The organism is Cryobacterium sp. CG_9.6 (genome assembly GCF_029893365.1).
Taxonomy (GTDB): Bacteria; Actinomycetota; Actinomycetes; order Actinomycetales; family Microbacteriaceae; genus Cryobacterium.
Genome location: NZ_JARXUZ010000001.1, coordinates 3,071,615 through 3,087,277, shown reverse-complemented (window position 1 = coordinate 3,087,277; position 15,663 = coordinate 3,071,615). Strand labels below are relative to the sequence as shown.

Here is a 15,663-nt window from a genome sequence, read left to right as displayed (position 1 = left end):
GTGCACGAAACACGTGCACACCCCAGCGTTCTGGTAAGAAAGGTAGTGCTGTGGATTCCACGACTATTGCTTCGACGACAACCCCGTTCGTCTCCGCACGAGGAATTAATAAAAGCTTCGGGGGAGTGCCCGCCCTCAGAGATGTATCCATCGATCTGATCCCCGGCGAAGTGCACTGTCTCGCCGGCGAGAACGGGTGTGGCAAATCCACCCTGATCAAGATCATTTCGGGCGCCGAGCGCCCCGACTCCGGCGAGATCATCATTGACGGCGTCTCGTTCGACCACATCAATGCGCATGCGGCCATTCAGGGCGGCATCCAGGTGATCTACCAAGACTTTTCGCTCTTTCCCAACCTGACCGTGGCCGAGAACATCGTGATCACAGCCGAGGTGGCCGGCGGGCGACGCCTGTATTCATCCCGCTCCGTGCGGCCCCGAGCGGCAGCCATCATTCAGGAACTCGACCTGGACCTCGACCTGGACCGCGAAGTGGGCTCCCTGTCGGTGGCCGACAAGCAGCTCACCGCCATCTGCCGTGCACTCGTGAACGACGCCCGCGCCATCATCATGGACGAGCCCACCACGGCCCTCACCCACACCGAAGTCAGCCGACTCTTCGCTCTCGTGGAACGCCTGCGCGCCCGGGGCGTGGCGCTGATGTTTGTGTCGCACAAGCTCGAAGAGGTGCTCGCCATCTCCCAACGGCTCACCATCATGCGCTCGGGTCAACGCGTCGTGAGCGGTCCCACCTCCGACTTCGATCAGCGCTCCATCTCGCACCACATGACCGGGCGTCAGGTTGACGAATCCCGCGTGGTGAGTGAACTCGATGCCGCTGCACCACTCGCCCTCGAAGTCACCAACCTGTCTCTGGCCGGTGCGTTTCGCGACATCTCCTTCCAACTGCGCTGCGGTGAAATCCTCGGCGTCACGGGACTGCTCGGATCGGGCCGCACCGAGATTGCGGAAGCGCTCTTTGGCGTGACACCTGCCGATGCGGGCGAGATTCGAGTGGGCGGCGAGGTGGCGACCATTCGCACCATTCAAGACGCCGTTCGGGCAGGCATCGGTTATGTTCCCGAAGACCGCCTGTCGCAGGGATTGTTCCTGAACAAGTCCATTGCCGACAACATCGTGGCCGCCTCACTCAACTCCCACCGCACCCGGTGGGGCATGCTGAGCCGCACCGCAACAGCGGCCACCATCAAACGCTTCTTTACCGGGCTGAAGATTAACGCCCCCCACGCGGAAGCACCGGTTCGCACACTGTCGGGCGGAAACGCCCAGCGCGTGGTCCTCGCCAAGTGGTTGGCCACGGCCCCCACCGTGCTCATGCTGAACGGACCCACGGTGGGTGTCGACATCGGCTCAAAAGAAGAAATTCTGGAGTTGTTGCGCGGTGAGGCGGCCACAGGTATGTCGGTGATCATCATCTCCGATGACGCCCCGGAACTCGTGGCCTCGTGCCACCGCGTGCTGGTGATTCGCAATGGTCGACTCACCCACGTTCTCGAAGGAGACCAAATCTCTGTGGACACCATTCAAGAGCGGATGTCGGCCTAATGGAACTCGCACGCAAACTCCGCGGTACCAACAACGAGGGCGTCCTCGCCCTAGTGCTGCTCGGACTCATTGTGGCGATGTCGATCGCCAACCCTACATTCTTCACCCTCAATACCGGGTTCTCCATTTTGCGAAGCTCCATCGTTCCGGTGATCTTTGCCCTCGGCGTTCTGATCGTGGTGATTACCGGCGGCATCGATGTGTCCTTCGCCGCGATTGCCATCTTTGCTGGCTACTCCACGGTGACGTTCTGCCTGAGCGCCGGCTTTGACCCGGGTCTGCCGGGCATCTTCCTCATTGCCATCGGGGTGGGAGCAGCTCTGGGGCTGATCAACGGTGTGGTGATTGCCCGGTTCAACCTGCCCACGCTGATTGTGACCCTCGGTACCCAGGGGATCTTCTTCGGCGCGATGTACACCTACGTGGGAGCCACCTACTACGCGGATCTGCCCAAGTCGATGGCCGACCTCGCCACCAGCAACCTGTTCGACATCACCACCGACATTGGGCGGGCCTACCTGCACGTACTGGTTGTTCCCGTTCTGGTGCTGTGCCTGGCCGTAGGGTGGATGCTGAAGCGCACCATGTTCGGACGTTCCCTCTATGCCATTGGCGGCGACATTGAAGCGGCCCGCCGCGCCGGTTTTCAGGTGAAGCGCACCCAGATCTCGGTGTACATGCTCGTCGGTGCGCTCGCCGCCATCGCGGGTGTCATTCATATTGTGCTCAGCCGCAGCGCCAATCCGCGCGACCTGGTGGGCGGGGAGCTCGACATCATTGCCGCCGTGATCCTCGGTGGTGCCGCCATCTTCGGGGGTCGCGGTTCGGTGACCGGCACCGTGCTCGGAGTCCTCCTCGTGCAGGTGATCAAGAACAGCCTGCTGCTGGTGGGCGTGCCGAGCGCCTGGCTGCGCACCGCCGTGGGCGTGCTGCTCGTGGTGGGTGTGGGCATCCAGGCCATTGCCGCCAGACGGGATGCCCGACGCATGCGCGTGATTCAGGACCTCGACACGGAGCAGAAGACAGAGCAGGAGCTGGCCTCATGACGCCCACAACGGACAAGCGCGAGAGGGCATCCGCTTCGAACACCCCGCCGCTGAAAAACCTCAACGATCAGCTGGGGCGCGTCACGAGACGCTTCGTGCGTCCCGGCGGCGCTCAGCGGGGAGCCGGCCGCATGGTGGTGGCGCTCCTGCTCGCCATGGCCCTCTTCACCTTTTTGAACCCGCGGGTGTTTTTGAGCCCGATCAACCTGCAGAACATTGCCGTTGCTGCCCCCGAAATTGGGATCATTGCCATCGCGATGATGCTGGTGATGCTCACCGGCGGCATCGACTTGTCACTTGTGGCCATTGCCAACTTCTCGGCCATCACCATCTCCACCCTGCACACGGCCATTGCCGCCACCAACCCGGACCTGGCGAACAGCCTCGGGTTTGTGATTGTGCTGGCCGGGATCGGGGCGGGGATGCTCGGGGGAGCCTTCAACGGATTCCTGGTGAGCGTGGTGGGAATTACCCCCATTTTGGCCACGTTGGCCACCATGCAGATCTACAACGGAATCGCGATTGTGTGGACCGGAGGGTCGACCCTCTACGGGGCGCCGACCGTGCTGGGCGCCATCGGGCAAGCGGCGCTCGCCAACGTGCCGGTGCTGTTCATCATCTTCGTGATCACGGCCATCCTGGTGGCGGTGCTCGTGAACCGCACGGCGCTGGGCCGCATGATTCAGCTGGAGGGCGCCAACCCCGTGGCGGCACGCTACTCGGCCATCCCCACCCGCGCCGTGCTCATGAAGACCTACACCGTGGGCGGCATGCTCGCGGGCCTGGCTGGTGTGCTGTTTCTGGCACGCAACCCCACCGCATCCGCTGACTATGGCTCGTCGTACGTTCTGCTGGTGATTGTGATTGCGGTGCTCGGAGGCACGAACCCCACCGGCGGCTTTGCCTCGGTGTTCGGTGTGGTGCTGGCCACCCTCACCCTGCAGGTGGTGTCGAGCGGATTCACCGCCATTCGACTCTCGTCGTATGAGTACGCCATCGCCCAGGGTGTGATCCTCATCGCGGTGATGATTCTCGACTCTGTCATGTCCACCCGCACGAGACGACCCCCAAAGACCACCCCTCCGCCTGGTGTTGCGACGCCGACGTCTGACACTTCCCTGATACGAACCTGAGCTGGAAAAGGACCAAGATACACATGAAAAAGATAATCAATGAGCCCAGCGCCTTCGTGGACGAGTTCGTCGAGGGCATCCTGCTGGCCCACCCCGGCCTCCTCAAAACCCCGGGTAGCGATCGACGCGTGCTCGTTCGAGCGGATGCCCCCATCGCCGGCAAAGTCGGCATCATCACCGGAGGCGGTTCCGGACACCTTCCCCTCTTCAAGGGCTACGTGGGCCGCGGCCTGTGTGATGGGGTGGCGATTGGAAACGTGTTCTCGTCGCCCTCCTCCGCTCAGGTGCTCGAAGCAACCAAAGCCGTGAGCGGCGGGGCCGGAGTGCTCTACCTGTATGGCAACTACGGCGGCGACGTGTTCAACTTCGACCTCGCCACCGACATGGCCGAACTGGAGGGCATCGCCACGCTCACCGCCGTGGGCCGTGACGACGTGGCCAGCCAGCCCAAGGAACGCGCGGCCGACCGCCGCGGCGTGGCCGGGATCATGTTCGCCTTCAAGGCCGCCGGCGCTGCGGCCGAGCGCGGAGATTCCCTCGAGCAGGTGGCGGCGGTGGCGGAAGACATCATCGACAACACCGCCACCATGGGCATCGGCCTGTCGCCGACGATTCTGCCCACCACGGGCAAGGCGAGCTTCGACCTCGATGACGGCGAGATGGAGGTGGGCATCGGCATCCACGGGGAACCCGGTTTTCATCGTGGAGCCGTGGAAACAGCCGATCGGATTGCGGAAACCCTGATGGAACGCCTCGTTGCCGACCTGGGACTGACGTCGGGAGCCCGCGTGGCCGTGCTCGTGAACGGCATGGGAGCGACACCGCTCGAAGAGCTGTACCTGCTCTTTCGCCGCGTGCACCAGCTGCTCACCGAGCAGGGAATCAGCATCGACAAGAACTACATCGGTGAATATGCCACGAGCCTGGAAATGTCCGGAGCCTCCATCTCGCTGCTCGCGCTGAACGACGAGCGCCTCGCGCTGCTCAACGCGCCGGCGGAATCACCATTTTTCAAGGAAGCGTGACCCCCATGAATGGAAATGACCTCAGTACCGCAATTCGCAATTGCCTCGGCGAGTTCACCAGCTACTCGGACGAGCTGGGTGAACTTGACCGTGCCCTCGGCGATGGCGATCTCGGTATCACCGTGTCGCTCGGAGCCGCAGCCGTGGAAGAGGCCCTGGCCGTGCTGCCGGCCGACTCCACTCCCGCCGAGGTAGTGCTGGCCTGCGCCAAAGCATTCGCCAACGCGAACCCGTCCACGATGGCTGCTCTCGTTGCCGGCGCACTGCTGGCCGGCTCGAAGGTGTGGGGTCCCTCCACGTCGCTCGCTGAAGGCCAGATTGGTGCCTTCGCGGTGGCCGCGGCGGAATCGATCAGCCAACGAGGCAAGTCGAAGATCGGCGACAAGACCATTCTTGATGCCATGTTCCCGGCCGCGGACGCCCTGGTGAACGCTCCGGCCGGCGGGAGCGCCCTCGACGCGGCGATCAACGCCGCCGAAGCGGGAGTCATCGCCTCGAAGGAACTGCAATCTCGTCGCGGCCGTGCCTCGTGGCTGCAGGAGCGCAGCATTGGGCTGCAGGATCCGGGCGCCACGGCATTCCTTCGTTTCTTACAGTCGTGGAAAGCCACGAACACCAAGGCAGCGCTCATCACAGCAGGAGAGAACATCAAATGACATCGATCGCATTCCTCGGCCTCGGAACTATGGGGCTCGGCATGGTCAAAAACCTGCTCGCTGCGTCGCACACCGTAACGGTATGGAACCGCTCGGCGGCTCCGGTGGCCGAAGCTGTTGCTGCGGGCGCCACGGCTGCCCCGAGCGTTGCGGCCGCCGTGGCGGGGGCCGACATCGTGATGTATTGCTTGAGCAACGATGCCGCCGTGCGCGCGGTGGTGCTCGACGAGGATGGTTTGGCCTCCGTGGTGGAGACCAGCTCGATCGTGATTGACCTGTCGACCATCAGCCCCGAGGTGAGTGCGGCCGAGCGTGCGGCATATGACGCGCGCGGCATCCGCTTTCTCGATGCGCCTGTCTTTGGTTCTCGCGGTGAGGCCAACAGTGGCGGACTGTGGATCGTGGCGGGCGGTGACGCGGACGTGTTTGCGGAGGCGGCGCACGTGTTCGAGCCGATTAGTGAGACGGTGCACCTGATGGGCCCCGGCGGCTCGGGAGTGCGCATGAAGCTGGTGGGCAACCTGGTGGTGGCGTCGCAGCTGCTGGCGCTGGGGGAGTCGCTCGCGCTCGCCGCGAAGGCGGGGCTGGATCTGCCGAAGGTGCTTGATGTGCTGAAGGTGACCGATTTTCGGTCGCCGATCTTCGATGGCGTCGGCCCGGCGGTGCTCGCCGACGATTACGCACCGTCATTTGCGTTGAAGCTGATGCAGAAGGACGTGGGCCTGATTCAGGACTTTGCGGCGGGACTCGGGGCAGCCGTGCCGAGTGTGACCGCAGCGGCACACTATGTGGATGCCGCCGTGGAGGCTGGGTGGTCGGAGGAGAACGCCTCTGCGCTGATCAAGGCTCTGGCGGCCGAGTCCGGTGTCTCTCTGGCCCGCCCCTAGCGCTGGCCTCGCTTGTTGAGCGCGAGCTTGCGAGCAGTCGAAACCTCTTTCGGCTCACGGGGTCTCGAGACGTCGGCGAAAAGCGTGCCGGCTCCTCGACCAGCGGGCCCATCTCGCTGGTTGAGCGGGGCGCACGCACTTCGCGCCCGTGTCGAAACCCGGCGGGACGATTTGCGGATGCCGGGGCGGGGTTTCGTAGTTCGTCCCGCCGGGTTTCGGCACGCTCGCAGCTCCACCAGCGGATTGATCGCGGCCCAGTATTCCAGAAGCAGGCCGCTGCCGCGCGCCGGGCGCTACTGGGCCACTGCCGCCGTCAGGCCCCCGTCTACGGGCAGGCAGGTGCCGTTGATGTACCGTGCCTCGTCGGAGGCGAGGAACACCGCGGCGTGGGCGATATCGAACGAATCGCCCATCATCCCGGTGGGGCTTAGCGCGTTGCGTTTTGCCAGCATGTCCTCCACGGAGTCGTAGCTGCCAGCAATCTGCTGGTACATCATGGGTGTCTCGATGAGGCCCGGTGCAATGCAGTTCGCACGTATGCCGCGGCTCGCGTACTCGAGTGCCACGTTCACGGTGAACTGGGTGAGACCGCCCTTGGTCGCTGAGTAGCTCGGATAGTTGTAGCCCAGATACCGCATGCCACCAATGGAACCGATGTTCACGATGGCGCCACCGCCGAGAGCGAGCATGTGCGGAAGAACGTGCTTCGTCGTAATGAAAGCGCTGGTGAGGTTTACGTTCAGGACCGTGTCCCACTCCTCGACGGACATCTCGATCGGCCCTCCCATGCGCGCAATCCCCACATTGTTGTGCAGAATATTTGGCCGTCCAACGGACTCCACGCAGGCATCCACGGCGGCGAGCACCCTTGCGCTGTCCGTTACGTCGGCTATGGTGCCGCCCACCCGAACGGTCGAGCCCGACGCGCTACGGTAGCGCTCGAGCTCGGCGAGGGCACCCTCCACGGCTGCGGCCGACATGTCGACCACGAACACGTTCGCAGCGGCCGCCGCGTAGGCAAGCGCCGCAGCCAGGCCGTTGTTGATCTGTCCGCCGACCGAGCCCCCACCAAAAACGATCGCTGTCTTGCCAGCCAGTCGCTGGCTGGGGCACACGGCATCCGCCCTAGACATGCTGGCGGTCGCGGCGAGTGGCGAGCGCCGTCGCGACGATCTGGTTTGCCGACGGGATGACCGCGTTCTCCAGCACCTCGCTGTAGGGAATCGGCGTGCGCAGTCCGCCGAGCCGGCGCGGCGGCGCATCGAGGTCGTTCCACGCCTCCTCCACGACCTGCGCCACGAACTCGGCGCCCCAGCCGTAGTCCCGCACGGCCTCGTGGGCCACCACAAGGTGACGGGTCTTCTTTACCGATGTGATCACGGTTTGCATGTCGAATGGGAACAGGGTGCGTGGGTCGATGACCTCGGCGCTGAGGTCGTGCTGTTCCTGGAGCACCTCGGCCGCCTCAAGCGATCGTTTGAGCATCTGCTGCGTAGCCACAATCGTGAGGTCTGTGCCGTGCCTAGCGATTCGGGCCACGCCGAAAGGGATTGGCTCGAACGACACCGGGCCGCGGTCGTTGTAAAGGTTCTTATGCTCAAGAAAGATGGTGGGATTGTTGCTCGCTACGGCCGTGCGCAACAGCCCATAGGCATCACCGGCCGTCGCCGGCACAACCACTTCTAAGCCGGGAATGTGGGCGAAGAGCGTCTCGAGGGATTGCGAGTGCTGCCCAGCCTTTCCGATTCCGGAACCGCCGTTTGTGCGCAGAACGAACGGCACATCGAACTGCCCCCCGAACATGTAGCGCGCCTTCGCTGCCTGGTTGATAATTCCGTCGAAGCCCAGAAACGTGAAGTCGGAGTACATGATCTCCAGAATCGGCCGGCAGCCCTGCATTGCGGCACCCACAGCGGCAGAAATCAGCACCTCCTCGCTGATCGGGGTGTCCATCACGCGCCCGCGGCCGAAGTCGTCGGCCAGCTTCTTAGTGACTCCATAGATTCCACCACCGGTGCCCCACGTCGTGATGTCTTCTCCCAGCAAAAATGCTTCGGGCGTGTCCTCGAGGATGTCATGAAGCGCGGTGTTGAGCGCCCGCCACAGGGCCATCGGCTTCGCCGGCCGAGCGGCGGATGTTGCCGGTACGGCAGCGGCGGATGTGGTTGCTGTTGCGATGCCCATTAGACCGTCTCCTCATATACGTCAGTACCCGCCCGAAACTCTTCCGGATAGGGGGAATTGCGTGCAAAGGCTTCGGCCTCGGCGACGACTCGTGCGGCATCCGCTTCGAGTTGCGCGAACTGCCCAGCGGTGAGCACGCCCTGCTGCTCCAGCGCTCGGGCGAGATAACCGATGGGGTCTTTGTCCTTCCACTCCTGCACCTCATCGGCGCTGCGGTAGATCTCGGTGTCGCCGGCCATGTGACCGAGGTACCGATATGTGTCGGCGACGATCAGTGTGGGACCGTCGCCCGCCCGTCCACGTGCCACTGCTTCGGCGGCCGCCTCGTAGACCGCGTCGAGGTGCATCCCATTCACATTCACGGACTTCACCCCGTAGGCGGTGCCCCGCTGGGAGAGGTCGGGCTGCGCCACCATCTCCTCGATCGAGGCCGACTGGGCGTAATGGTTGTTCTCGCAGACGAAGACCACGGCCAGGTTCCAGATAGCGCAGAGGTTGAAGGCCTCGCCGAGCACGCCCTGATTGGAGGCTCCGTCTCCGAAGTACACCACCGCGACTGCATCGCTGCCCTGCTGCTTGGCAGCGAGCGCTGCTCCCGTGGCTAGCCCGATCCCTGCGCCGACAATGCCATTCGTGCCGATGATACCGAGCTCCTTTACGCCGATGTGCATCGACCCGCCTTTGCCCTGGCCGTACCCGTCGACCCGGCCGAGGATCTCGGCCATGGTGCGGCCCGGGTCAGAGCCGCGTGCGAGACAGTGCGCGTGGCCGCGGTGGTTGCTGGCGATGGTATCGCGCGGGCCGAGTGCCAGGGACACCCCGGTCGCCACCGCCTCCATGCCCACCGAAGGATGCGTCGAGCCGCGAATCAGGCCTTCTTCTGAGAGCAGCGGCATGCGCGACTCGAAGGCGCGAATCATGGTCATGGTGGCTAGGCCCGTGAAGCCCTGCACGGCAGGGTCGTAGTGCGCGGTAAGCGTTTGTGTGGTCACGATGCCCTCCTAGGCGATCACTGCGATGGTCTGATCGGCTTCGATCAGGTCGCCCTCTGCGGCGCTCAGCGTGATCACGCCGGCAGCGGGTGAGGCGAACTCCACGGTGGACTTCGCAGTTTCCAGGGCCGCGATCGACTGGCCGAGGGTCACGCTGTCGCCGTCGGCGACGAGCCACTGAACCAAGTCGGCGTCGGATTCGCTGCCGAGAAAGTCGGCGGTGATGACAACATTCATGAGTGTTCTCCTTGTTGTGTTGCGGGCAAAGTGGGGGAATCAGTGGGGAGGTCGGTGTGTTGGGAGACTGTGAGGGTGATTTCCTGCACGAACAGTTCATATGTCACGGCCACCGGGTTTTCGCCGCGCACCAGCCCGCCGGCGTGCACGACACCTTGGGTGTCGACGAGCGTGCACATGAGCTGCGAACGGATGTCATCAGCCGTTCTCATGACGTGGCCCACCAAGGTGACGACTTCGGTGCAGGGCCCCGCGACCGGCTCCCGGGTGATGCCGTTGTAAGGCATGAAGGTGGCCCCGATGAGGCTGCCGATGCCGCCGCGCACCACGGCATGGTCAAAGCCGTTTTCTGCGCAGATTTTCTCGACCGCCAGGGTGATGTCCTCATTGGGGCAGACGCGCGCAACGACCGTGCGGTTCAACCCGGTGGCCGGCGAGCGCCGCCCGGTGTTTGCCGACGGATGAGGCGTGAACACCGGCAGCCGGGTCTCTGGATCGTCGGTGCTCTCGAGATCGACCCCCGGCAAGCCCTGCACCACGGCGACGGGTGGAAGAGAGCCGACGCCGGTCTCGGGCCAGAGATGCCCGGCCTGCAGGCGGCCTTCAGGGGTGAGCCAGACGCAGTGGCTGTGCATCCACTGCTTTCCATCGCGCAGTCCGAGGGTCGCGGCCCCGAAGATAAGCTGGCCGTGAGTCTCTGACCGCTTTTCACTGTAGCTGACCTCGCGACCGTCTTCACCGCGAGCCGGCACACAGTAGCTGATCGGGGCGAGGCTGCCGCCGATGAGTTCCGCCATTCCGCTGGTCAGCTCGAGGTCGGCGAGAATGCGGAAGAGCTCATCCGCGAGCGTTGTGTTGCAAACTAGATGCTGCATGGCGGACACGGGGGTCGTGACAACACTCAAAATGCGAGGTTGGGTGGGCGGTCCCGGGTGGTCGAGGGTCAGCATGACGGGGTGTTGAGATTGGTAGGGTGCAGGAACGTAAAAAGCATCATTTCATCTCCAGGGGGTGTGCCGGAGTGCCGCCGGCGAGCCTTGTGGGCGCGCAGATGACACGAATGTGGGTGAAGAGTGGTTGTGCCGAAGTGTCGTGCAGGGCGGTTAGCCGATCGCTGAGCCTCCGCAGACCTTGAGCACATCGCCGGTCACGTAACGAGCGCCCGGTGATGCGAGGTAAGCCACCGCGCTCGCGATGTCTTCGGGAGACCCCATGCGCTGGATCGCCTGTCCGCTGAGGTCGTATTCAAGGATCTGCGTCATCGGGGTCGCAATCGGGCCGGGAGCTACCGAGTTGCAGGTGATGCCGAGGGGTCCCACCTCCTTGGCCACCCATTTGGTGAGGGCAATCACGCCGCCCTTCGACGCGGCATAGGCAGGGCCGGAACGGGCTGCGTCTTCGCCGTGCGACATCGGCCCGCCCATGATTCCCGAGATTGAACTGATGTTCACGATGCTGCCAGAGCCCTGGTCGCGCATATACGGATAGACGGCGGCCTGGGTGAAGAGGAATGTGCCGCGCAGGTTGGTGTCGAGGTCGCGTTCCCATAGGTCGTCAGTCATGTCCTCCAGGCTTACGCGGCCGCAGGTTCCGGCATTGTTGACGACGGTGTCGATGCGACCGAAATTGGTGACGGTCCAGTCGACCGCGCCGCGCACTTGGTCGCGTTCCTTCACATCCACAACGAGTGAGTGGATGCGACGCTCGGGAAATTCCGTTAGCAGGGTGGCAACCGTGTCGCATCCGTCGATGACATCGACGATGACAACGTCGGAACCTCGGTCGGCGAGCGTGCGCGCGATTGCGGCGCCGATGCCCCGGGCAGCGCCGGTGACCAGACACACCTGGCCGTGGAGTGATTCGGTGAGGGTAGCAGTCATGCTGTCAGCCTTTCGAAAGGGTTGGCGCCTAAACGCCGAGCAGGTCGGGTAGCCAGGTCGAGACGGCTGGAATGTACGTCACGAGGAACAGCACCACGAGGCCGGCGATGAGGAACGGGACGATGCCTCTCGTAATCTCTGCGAGAGTGACCTTGCCGATGCCGGCGGCGATGAACAGGTTCACGCCGACCGGTGGGGTGAACAGTCCGATCGCCAGGTTGACGGTCATCAGCACGCCGATCTGGGTGGGGTCCACACCGACCGCCAGCAGTACCGGCACGAGGATCGGTATAAAAAGGTAGAACGCGCTGATTGCGTCGATGAACGCTCCGACCAAGAGCAGTAGCAGCGTCACCAGCAGCAGAATCAAAAATTGGTTCTCTGTGACACCCAGAATTGCATCAGCCATACGGCGGGCGATCTGCTCAGCCGTGATGACGTACGCGAAAACGGATGCGCAGCCCACGATGAGCATGATCACCGCCGATTGTGCTGCGGCCGTCACGAGCAGCTTCGGCACCGAGCGAAGTGTGAACTCCTTAGAGAACAGCAAGCCAGCAAGGAATGCGTAGAAAGCGGCGACAACGGCAGCTTCGGTGGGCGTAAAGATTCCGCCATAAATACCGCCCAGAATAATCACGGGAACTAGCAGCCCGGGAGCGGCCGAGATGAATGCCGTGCCGATCTCGTTCCAAGGTGCCCGTTGAGTGCGCGGTCGGATGACGGCCCCGGTCACCGCGGCGAGGGTGCCGGGTGCCCGGGCGATTCCGACGAGGCCCGTGTTGCCTGAGCTGGCATCCTTCTCGCGCCGGCCGTTGGCGTATGCCGCCATCGACACGCCAGCTCCGGAGAGAACTTGGACAGGGTTGAGAGTGCCAGCTTGCTCCACCACCGCGGCCCGGCGCGGGATGAAAAAGCACGCGATGAGGAATGCCAGGGCCATCAGGATGCCGGGAATGACTCCAGCGACGAAGAGCCTAGCAATCGACACCCGCGCATACTCACCGGCGACAACGGCGAAGACGATGAATGTGACGCTGGGCGGAATCACGATGCCCATTGAGCCCGAGCTAGCCAGCAGGGCGGCCGCATGGCGTTTCTCGTAGCCATTGCGAACCAGAGCCGGGATCAGGATCGACCCGATCGCCGCGACCGTGGCCGGGCCTGAACCCGAGATCGCGGAGAAGAAAAACGCGGCGATGATCACTACCAGAACGAGACCGTGCTTGAGATGGCCGAGACACGCATTGGCGAGGTCGACGAGCCGTTTCGAGATTCCGGCGGCCTCCATGATGGCGCCGGCGAGAATGAAAAACGGAATGGCCAACAGCGTTTCTGACGAGAGCGAGGCGTACATTACGCTCGGCAGAACGTTGAGAGCGTCGAGCCCTCGGCCCACTACAAGTGCGCCGAGGGCGGCGAGCCCGAGGGCGAAGGCGACCGGAACGCTCGCAAGGAGCAGCACCGCGAAGAGACCGAACAGCACGAGTTCAACCATTGCCTAGGTCTCCTGTTCGGTGAGCGGGGCATCCGCTTGCCTGCGCAGTGTGCGGAGTGCGGACTGGATGCTTCGGTAGATGCCGAGGGCGGCGCCCACGGGCAGGGCAGCAGTGAAGAGCCACTGAGGGATGCCGATGGACGGAGTGACCCGGCCGTTTGCGGCCTGGGCGAGCACGAGCTGCAGGCTGTAATAAAACAGCACGGCAAAGAACAGCACGATTACTCCGCAGACCATCATCGTGAGCGCCCGCTTCAGCGCGGGTATGGCCTTGTCGTAGAGGAGACTGAAGCCGAGGTGAGCGTTTTCACGGATGCCGATGACGGCGCCGACCAGGGTGAGGGCCACCGCGAGGTTCACGGTGATCTCTGTGGTGAAGGCGAGTGAGGCGTTGAGCACATATCGGGAGATGACGTTCGTGAAGGCGATGATGCTGATGACGGCAAAGGCCGTGGCCGCGAACGTGTTCTCGAAAAGGGTTGTGACGCGGTTCACGGCTGGGTGCTGTTGGGCGTGACGCCGGCAACCATGTCCTCACCCCATGTGGAAGCATATTTCTCCTTGACTGAGACCATGCGCTCGACGAAGACGTTGCGTTCGGCGGCGGTCAGTTCGGTGACCTCCATGCCTGAATCCTTCATCTCCTGCAGCGAGTCGGCGTCTTTGTCGCGGTTAGCCTGGATCTGGATGGCGTTGGCCTCGGCTGAAACGCGGAGCACGAGTTCCTGGTCGTCAGCGCTGAGCGAGTCGAAGAGGGCCTTGTTCATACCGAGGATCAGCGGGTCGTATACGTAGTTCCACATGGTCATGTGGTCCTGCACCTCGGTGATACCGGAGGAATGGGTGACCTCGACGGGGTTCTCTTGGCCGTCGATCGTTCCCTGCTGCAAGGCGGTGAAGACCTCAGAGAAATTCAGTGTCGTGGGATTCGCGCCGAGTTCTCGGTAGATGTCCGTGAACAACCCGATACCGGGAATCCGCATTTTCATCGCAGCTAGGTCGTCGGGTGTGCTTATGGCGCGCACATTGTTCGTGATCTGGCGGAAGCCGCTTTCACCGAAGCCGAGAACCTGCACACCGGCCGGGGCGGCGAGGGCGCGATAGGCATCGAGGCCGGTTGCCGCGAGAGTGTCCTCGGCCTCTTCATAGTCGGCATATAGGAAGGGAGCGTTAACAGCACCGTACTTTGGGTCGATACCGGCGTAGATGATGGTGGAGTTGTAGGACAGGTCTTTGTCGCCGTTCATGAGCTGTTCGACCCCGGCCGCTGGATCGCCGCCCGAGAGCTGCTCGTTGGTGAAGATGTTCACCTCGATGCGACCATCGGTTTCGTCATTGAGGGTATCGGCGAAGTATTCCGCCCCCTCGTACCATGTTGACGTGTTACCGACAGTGATGGTCATGTCCCAGGAGTAGGACTCGGCGCCCGAGGCGTCGGGATTGGTGCCGCCAGCTGAACAGCCGGTAAGGGTCACGGCGAGGGCTAGTGCGCTAACAGATGCGAGCTTCTTGAGCATTGTGCTGCTTTCTGTGGGGCTTCTTCATTGAAGTCACAGGAATGCCCGCTCGATCGCGCCGGGTAGGCACCTGTTCCCTTCGACAAGTCAGGTTTTGACCCGTCGCTTGACTCAGTATGCACGGCTTGGTAGTACCAAGCAAATCGTCTGGTTGACCTGCCGTGTTTATTCAGCGGGTGTGGGTTAAGTTTGCGGGGCTCCGGAGGGTCTGATGAGCAGTTCTTCGAGCCACTCGAAGTGGCGGTCGACGGCGGCTGATGCCGCTGCTTCGTCACCCGCCACCACAGCCGCGTAGATGTCGCGGTGCAGGGTGCGCATGATCAGCCGGCCATCAGAGAGGGCGACCTGCTGCACCGTGCGGCGCATGACGCCTGAGAGCACTTCGGCCATGAAGATCAGCGCTGGAGAGCCTGAGGCGGCGAACAGGGCCGAGTGAAAGTCGAGGTCGGCCGCGTGCAGTTCGGCGGAGTCATCGGTGTTATCCATCGTATCGACGGCGATGGCCATGTGCGCGATGCTGAGGTGGTCCCGGCGACGTGAGGCTTCGCAGGCGGCCTGGCGCTCAAGTGCAACGCGCACCGGGCGCATCGATTCGAGCGGCATTTGTTCGGAGAGGATGCCTAGAAGCAGCACTTCGCTCACGGTCGTGGGGCTCAGGCGCTTGACGAAGGTGCCCGCGCGCATCCGCCGTTCGAGAATGCCGAGCGACTCCATGCGACTAAGCCGGTCGCGAAGTGCCGTGCGGCTGACCCCGAGCAGTTCGGCCTGTTCGCGCTCGCCGGGGAGGCGGGTGCCGGGCGCCATGGCCATGATCTGTTCGACGAGTGCGACGGTCAATGGGTCCTGAAAAAGATCTGCGAGCACGGAGTGCGGAGAGGGGATGCTCATGAATGGAAATACTACGGCCCGCAGGCCGGTGGTGCTCCCCCCTCTCTGGTCGAGCGCGAGCTTGCGAGCAGTCGAGACCTTGTGTAGCTCACGGGGTCTCGAGACGCCGGCGAAAAGCGTGCCGGCTCCTCGACCAGCGGGACTCGCTGGTCGAG

At 63.5% G+C, this 15,663-nt stretch carries 16 protein-coding genes; 6 read left to right on the top strand and 10 right to left on the bottom strand.

Annotated elements, in window-relative coordinates; translation table 11 throughout:
• Positions 1-50 precede the first annotated feature (50 nt).
• From H4V99_RS14290 to H4V99_RS14265, 6 genes are read left to right on the top strand one after another with little or no spacing between them, the layout of a single operon-like run.
• Complete coding sequence (locus tag H4V99_RS14290) at positions 51-1,565, top strand: sugar ABC transporter ATP-binding protein (RefSeq protein WP_280679388.1); 1,515 nt, start codon at positions 51-53, stop codon at positions 1,563-1,565.
• A complete protein-coding gene (locus tag H4V99_RS14285) occupies positions 1,565-2,611 on the top strand; it encodes an ABC transporter permease (protein WP_280679386.1) in 1,047 nt (348 codons plus the stop codon). The genes H4V99_RS14290 and H4V99_RS14285 overlap by 1 nt, the downstream gene beginning before the upstream one ends.
• Positions 2,608-3,744: an ABC transporter permease gene (locus tag H4V99_RS14280; protein ID WP_280679384.1), complete on the top strand. Its 1,137-nt coding sequence runs from the start codon at positions 2,608-2,610 to the stop codon at positions 3,742-3,744. Before H4V99_RS14285 ends, H4V99_RS14280 begins: the two co-directional genes overlap by 4 nt.
• Positions 3,745-3,767: 23 nt before the next feature.
• Positions 3,768-4,769: a dihydroxyacetone kinase subunit DhaK gene (locus H4V99_RS14275; protein WP_280679382.1), complete on the top strand. Its 1,002-nt coding sequence runs from the start codon at positions 3,768-3,770 to the stop codon at positions 4,767-4,769.
• 5 nt (positions 4,770-4,774) lie between these two features.
• Positions 4,775-5,425, top strand: coding sequence for a DAK2 domain-containing protein (locus tag H4V99_RS14270; protein ID WP_280679380.1), 651 nt, complete (start codon positions 4,775-4,777; stop codon positions 5,423-5,425).
• On the top strand, positions 5,422-6,312 hold the full coding sequence (locus H4V99_RS14265) for an NAD(P)-dependent oxidoreductase (protein ID WP_280679377.1): 891 nt from the start codon (positions 5,422-5,424) through the stop codon (positions 6,310-6,312). The genes H4V99_RS14270 and H4V99_RS14265 overlap by 4 nt, the downstream gene beginning before the upstream one ends.
• Positions 6,313-6,605: 293 nt before the next feature.
• Here H4V99_RS14265 and H4V99_RS14260 read toward each other — a convergent pair whose 3' ends face one another.
• The 10 genes from H4V99_RS14260 to H4V99_RS14215 all read right to left on the bottom strand — a co-directional run bounded on the left by H4V99_RS14260 (position 6,606) and on the right by H4V99_RS14215 (position 15,508).
• Complete coding sequence (locus tag H4V99_RS14260) at positions 6,606-7,445, bottom strand: SDR family NAD(P)-dependent oxidoreductase (protein ID WP_280679375.1); 840 nt, start codon at positions 7,443-7,445, stop codon at positions 6,606-6,608.
• Positions 7,438-8,496: a transketolase C-terminal domain-containing protein gene (locus H4V99_RS14255; protein WP_280679373.1), complete on the bottom strand. Its 1,059-nt coding sequence runs from the start codon at positions 8,494-8,496 to the stop codon at positions 7,438-7,440. Before H4V99_RS14255 ends, H4V99_RS14260 begins: the two co-directional genes overlap by 8 nt.
• Positions 8,496-9,488 (bottom strand): thiamine pyrophosphate-dependent dehydrogenase E1 component subunit alpha, encoded by a 993-nt coding sequence (locus tag H4V99_RS14250; protein ID WP_280679371.1) that lies wholly within the window; start codon positions 9,486-9,488, stop codon positions 8,496-8,498. Before H4V99_RS14250 ends, H4V99_RS14255 begins: the two co-directional genes overlap by 1 nt.
• 9 nt (positions 9,489-9,497) lie before the next feature.
• Positions 9,498-9,725 (bottom strand): lipoyl domain-containing protein, encoded by a 228-nt coding sequence (locus H4V99_RS14245; RefSeq protein ID WP_280679369.1) that lies wholly within the window; start codon positions 9,723-9,725, stop codon positions 9,498-9,500.
• Positions 9,722-10,522, bottom strand: a complete 801-nt coding sequence (locus tag H4V99_RS14240; RefSeq protein ID WP_280679367.1) for a DNA-binding protein — start codon at positions 10,520-10,522, stop codon at positions 9,722-9,724. The genes H4V99_RS14245 and H4V99_RS14240 overlap by 4 nt, the downstream gene beginning before the upstream one ends.
• A gap of 306 nt (positions 10,523-10,828) precedes the next feature.
• A complete protein-coding gene (locus H4V99_RS14235; protein WP_280679365.1) occupies positions 10,829-11,605 on the bottom strand; it encodes an SDR family NAD(P)-dependent oxidoreductase in 777 nt (258 codons plus the stop codon).
• Between the two features lie 28 nt (positions 11,606-11,633).
• Positions 11,634-13,103 (bottom strand): TRAP transporter large permease, encoded by a 1,470-nt coding sequence (locus H4V99_RS14230; RefSeq protein ID WP_280679363.1) that lies wholly within the window; start codon positions 13,101-13,103, stop codon positions 11,634-11,636.
• Between the two features lie 3 nt (positions 13,104-13,106).
• Positions 13,107-13,598 (bottom strand): TRAP transporter small permease, encoded by a 492-nt coding sequence (locus H4V99_RS14225; RefSeq protein WP_280679361.1) that lies wholly within the window; start codon positions 13,596-13,598, stop codon positions 13,107-13,109.
• The gene (locus H4V99_RS14220; RefSeq protein ID WP_280679359.1) at positions 13,595-14,620 is read right to left on the bottom strand and encodes a DctP family TRAP transporter solute-binding subunit; all 1,026 of its coding nucleotides are present in this window, start codon (positions 14,618-14,620) and stop codon (positions 13,595-13,597) included. The genes H4V99_RS14225 and H4V99_RS14220 overlap by 4 nt, the downstream gene beginning before the upstream one ends.
• A 183-nt stretch (positions 14,621-14,803) precedes the next feature.
• A complete protein-coding gene (locus H4V99_RS14215) occupies positions 14,804-15,508 on the bottom strand; it encodes an FCD domain-containing protein (RefSeq protein ID WP_280679357.1) in 705 nt (234 codons plus the stop codon).
• Positions 15,509-15,663: the final 155 nt, after the last annotated feature.

Bases quoted from the DNA above. Each gene is read 5' to 3' on its own strand.
- H4V99_RS14285 (WP_280679386.1), top strand. From the start codon at position 1,565: ATGGAACTCGCACGCAAACTCCGCGGTACCAACAACGAGGGCGTCCTC.
- H4V99_RS14280 (WP_280679384.1), top strand. From the start codon at position 2,608: ATGACGCCCACAACGGACAAGCGCGAGAGGGCATCCGCTTCGAACACC.
- H4V99_RS14275 (WP_280679382.1), top strand. From the start codon at position 3,768: ATGAAAAAGATAATCAATGAGCCCAGCGCCTTCGTGGACGAGTTCGTC.
- H4V99_RS14270 (WP_280679380.1), top strand. From the start codon at position 4,775: ATGAATGGAAATGACCTCAGTACCGCAATTCGCAATTGCCTCGGCGAG.
- H4V99_RS14265 (WP_280679377.1), top strand. From the start codon at position 5,422: ATGACATCGATCGCATTCCTCGGCCTCGGAACTATGGGGCTCGGCATG.
- H4V99_RS14260 (WP_280679375.1), bottom strand. From the start codon at position 7,445: ATGTCTAGGGCGGATGCCGTGTGCCCCAGCCAGCGACTGGCTGGCAAG.
- H4V99_RS14255 (WP_280679373.1), bottom strand. From the start codon at position 8,496: ATGGGCATCGCAACAGCAACCACATCCGCCGCTGCCGTACCGGCAACA.
- H4V99_RS14245 (WP_280679369.1), bottom strand. From the start codon at position 9,725: ATGAATGTTGTCATCACCGCCGACTTTCTCGGCAGCGAATCCGACGCC.
- H4V99_RS14240 (WP_280679367.1), bottom strand. From the start codon at position 10,522: ATGGCGGAACTCATCGGCGGCAGCCTCGCCCCGATCAGCTACTGTGTG.
- H4V99_RS14235 (WP_280679365.1), bottom strand. From the start codon at position 11,605: ATGACTGCTACCCTCACCGAATCACTCCACGGCCAGGTGTGTCTGGTC.
- H4V99_RS14230 (WP_280679363.1), bottom strand. From the start codon at position 13,103: ATGGTTGAACTCGTGCTGTTCGGTCTCTTCGCGGTGCTGCTCCTTGCG.
- H4V99_RS14220 (WP_280679359.1), bottom strand. From the start codon at position 14,620: ATGCTCAAGAAGCTCGCATCTGTTAGCGCACTAGCCCTCGCCGTGACC.
- H4V99_RS14215 (WP_280679357.1), bottom strand. From the start codon at position 15,508: ATGAGCATCCCCTCTCCGCACTCCGTGCTCGCAGATCTTTTTCAGGAC.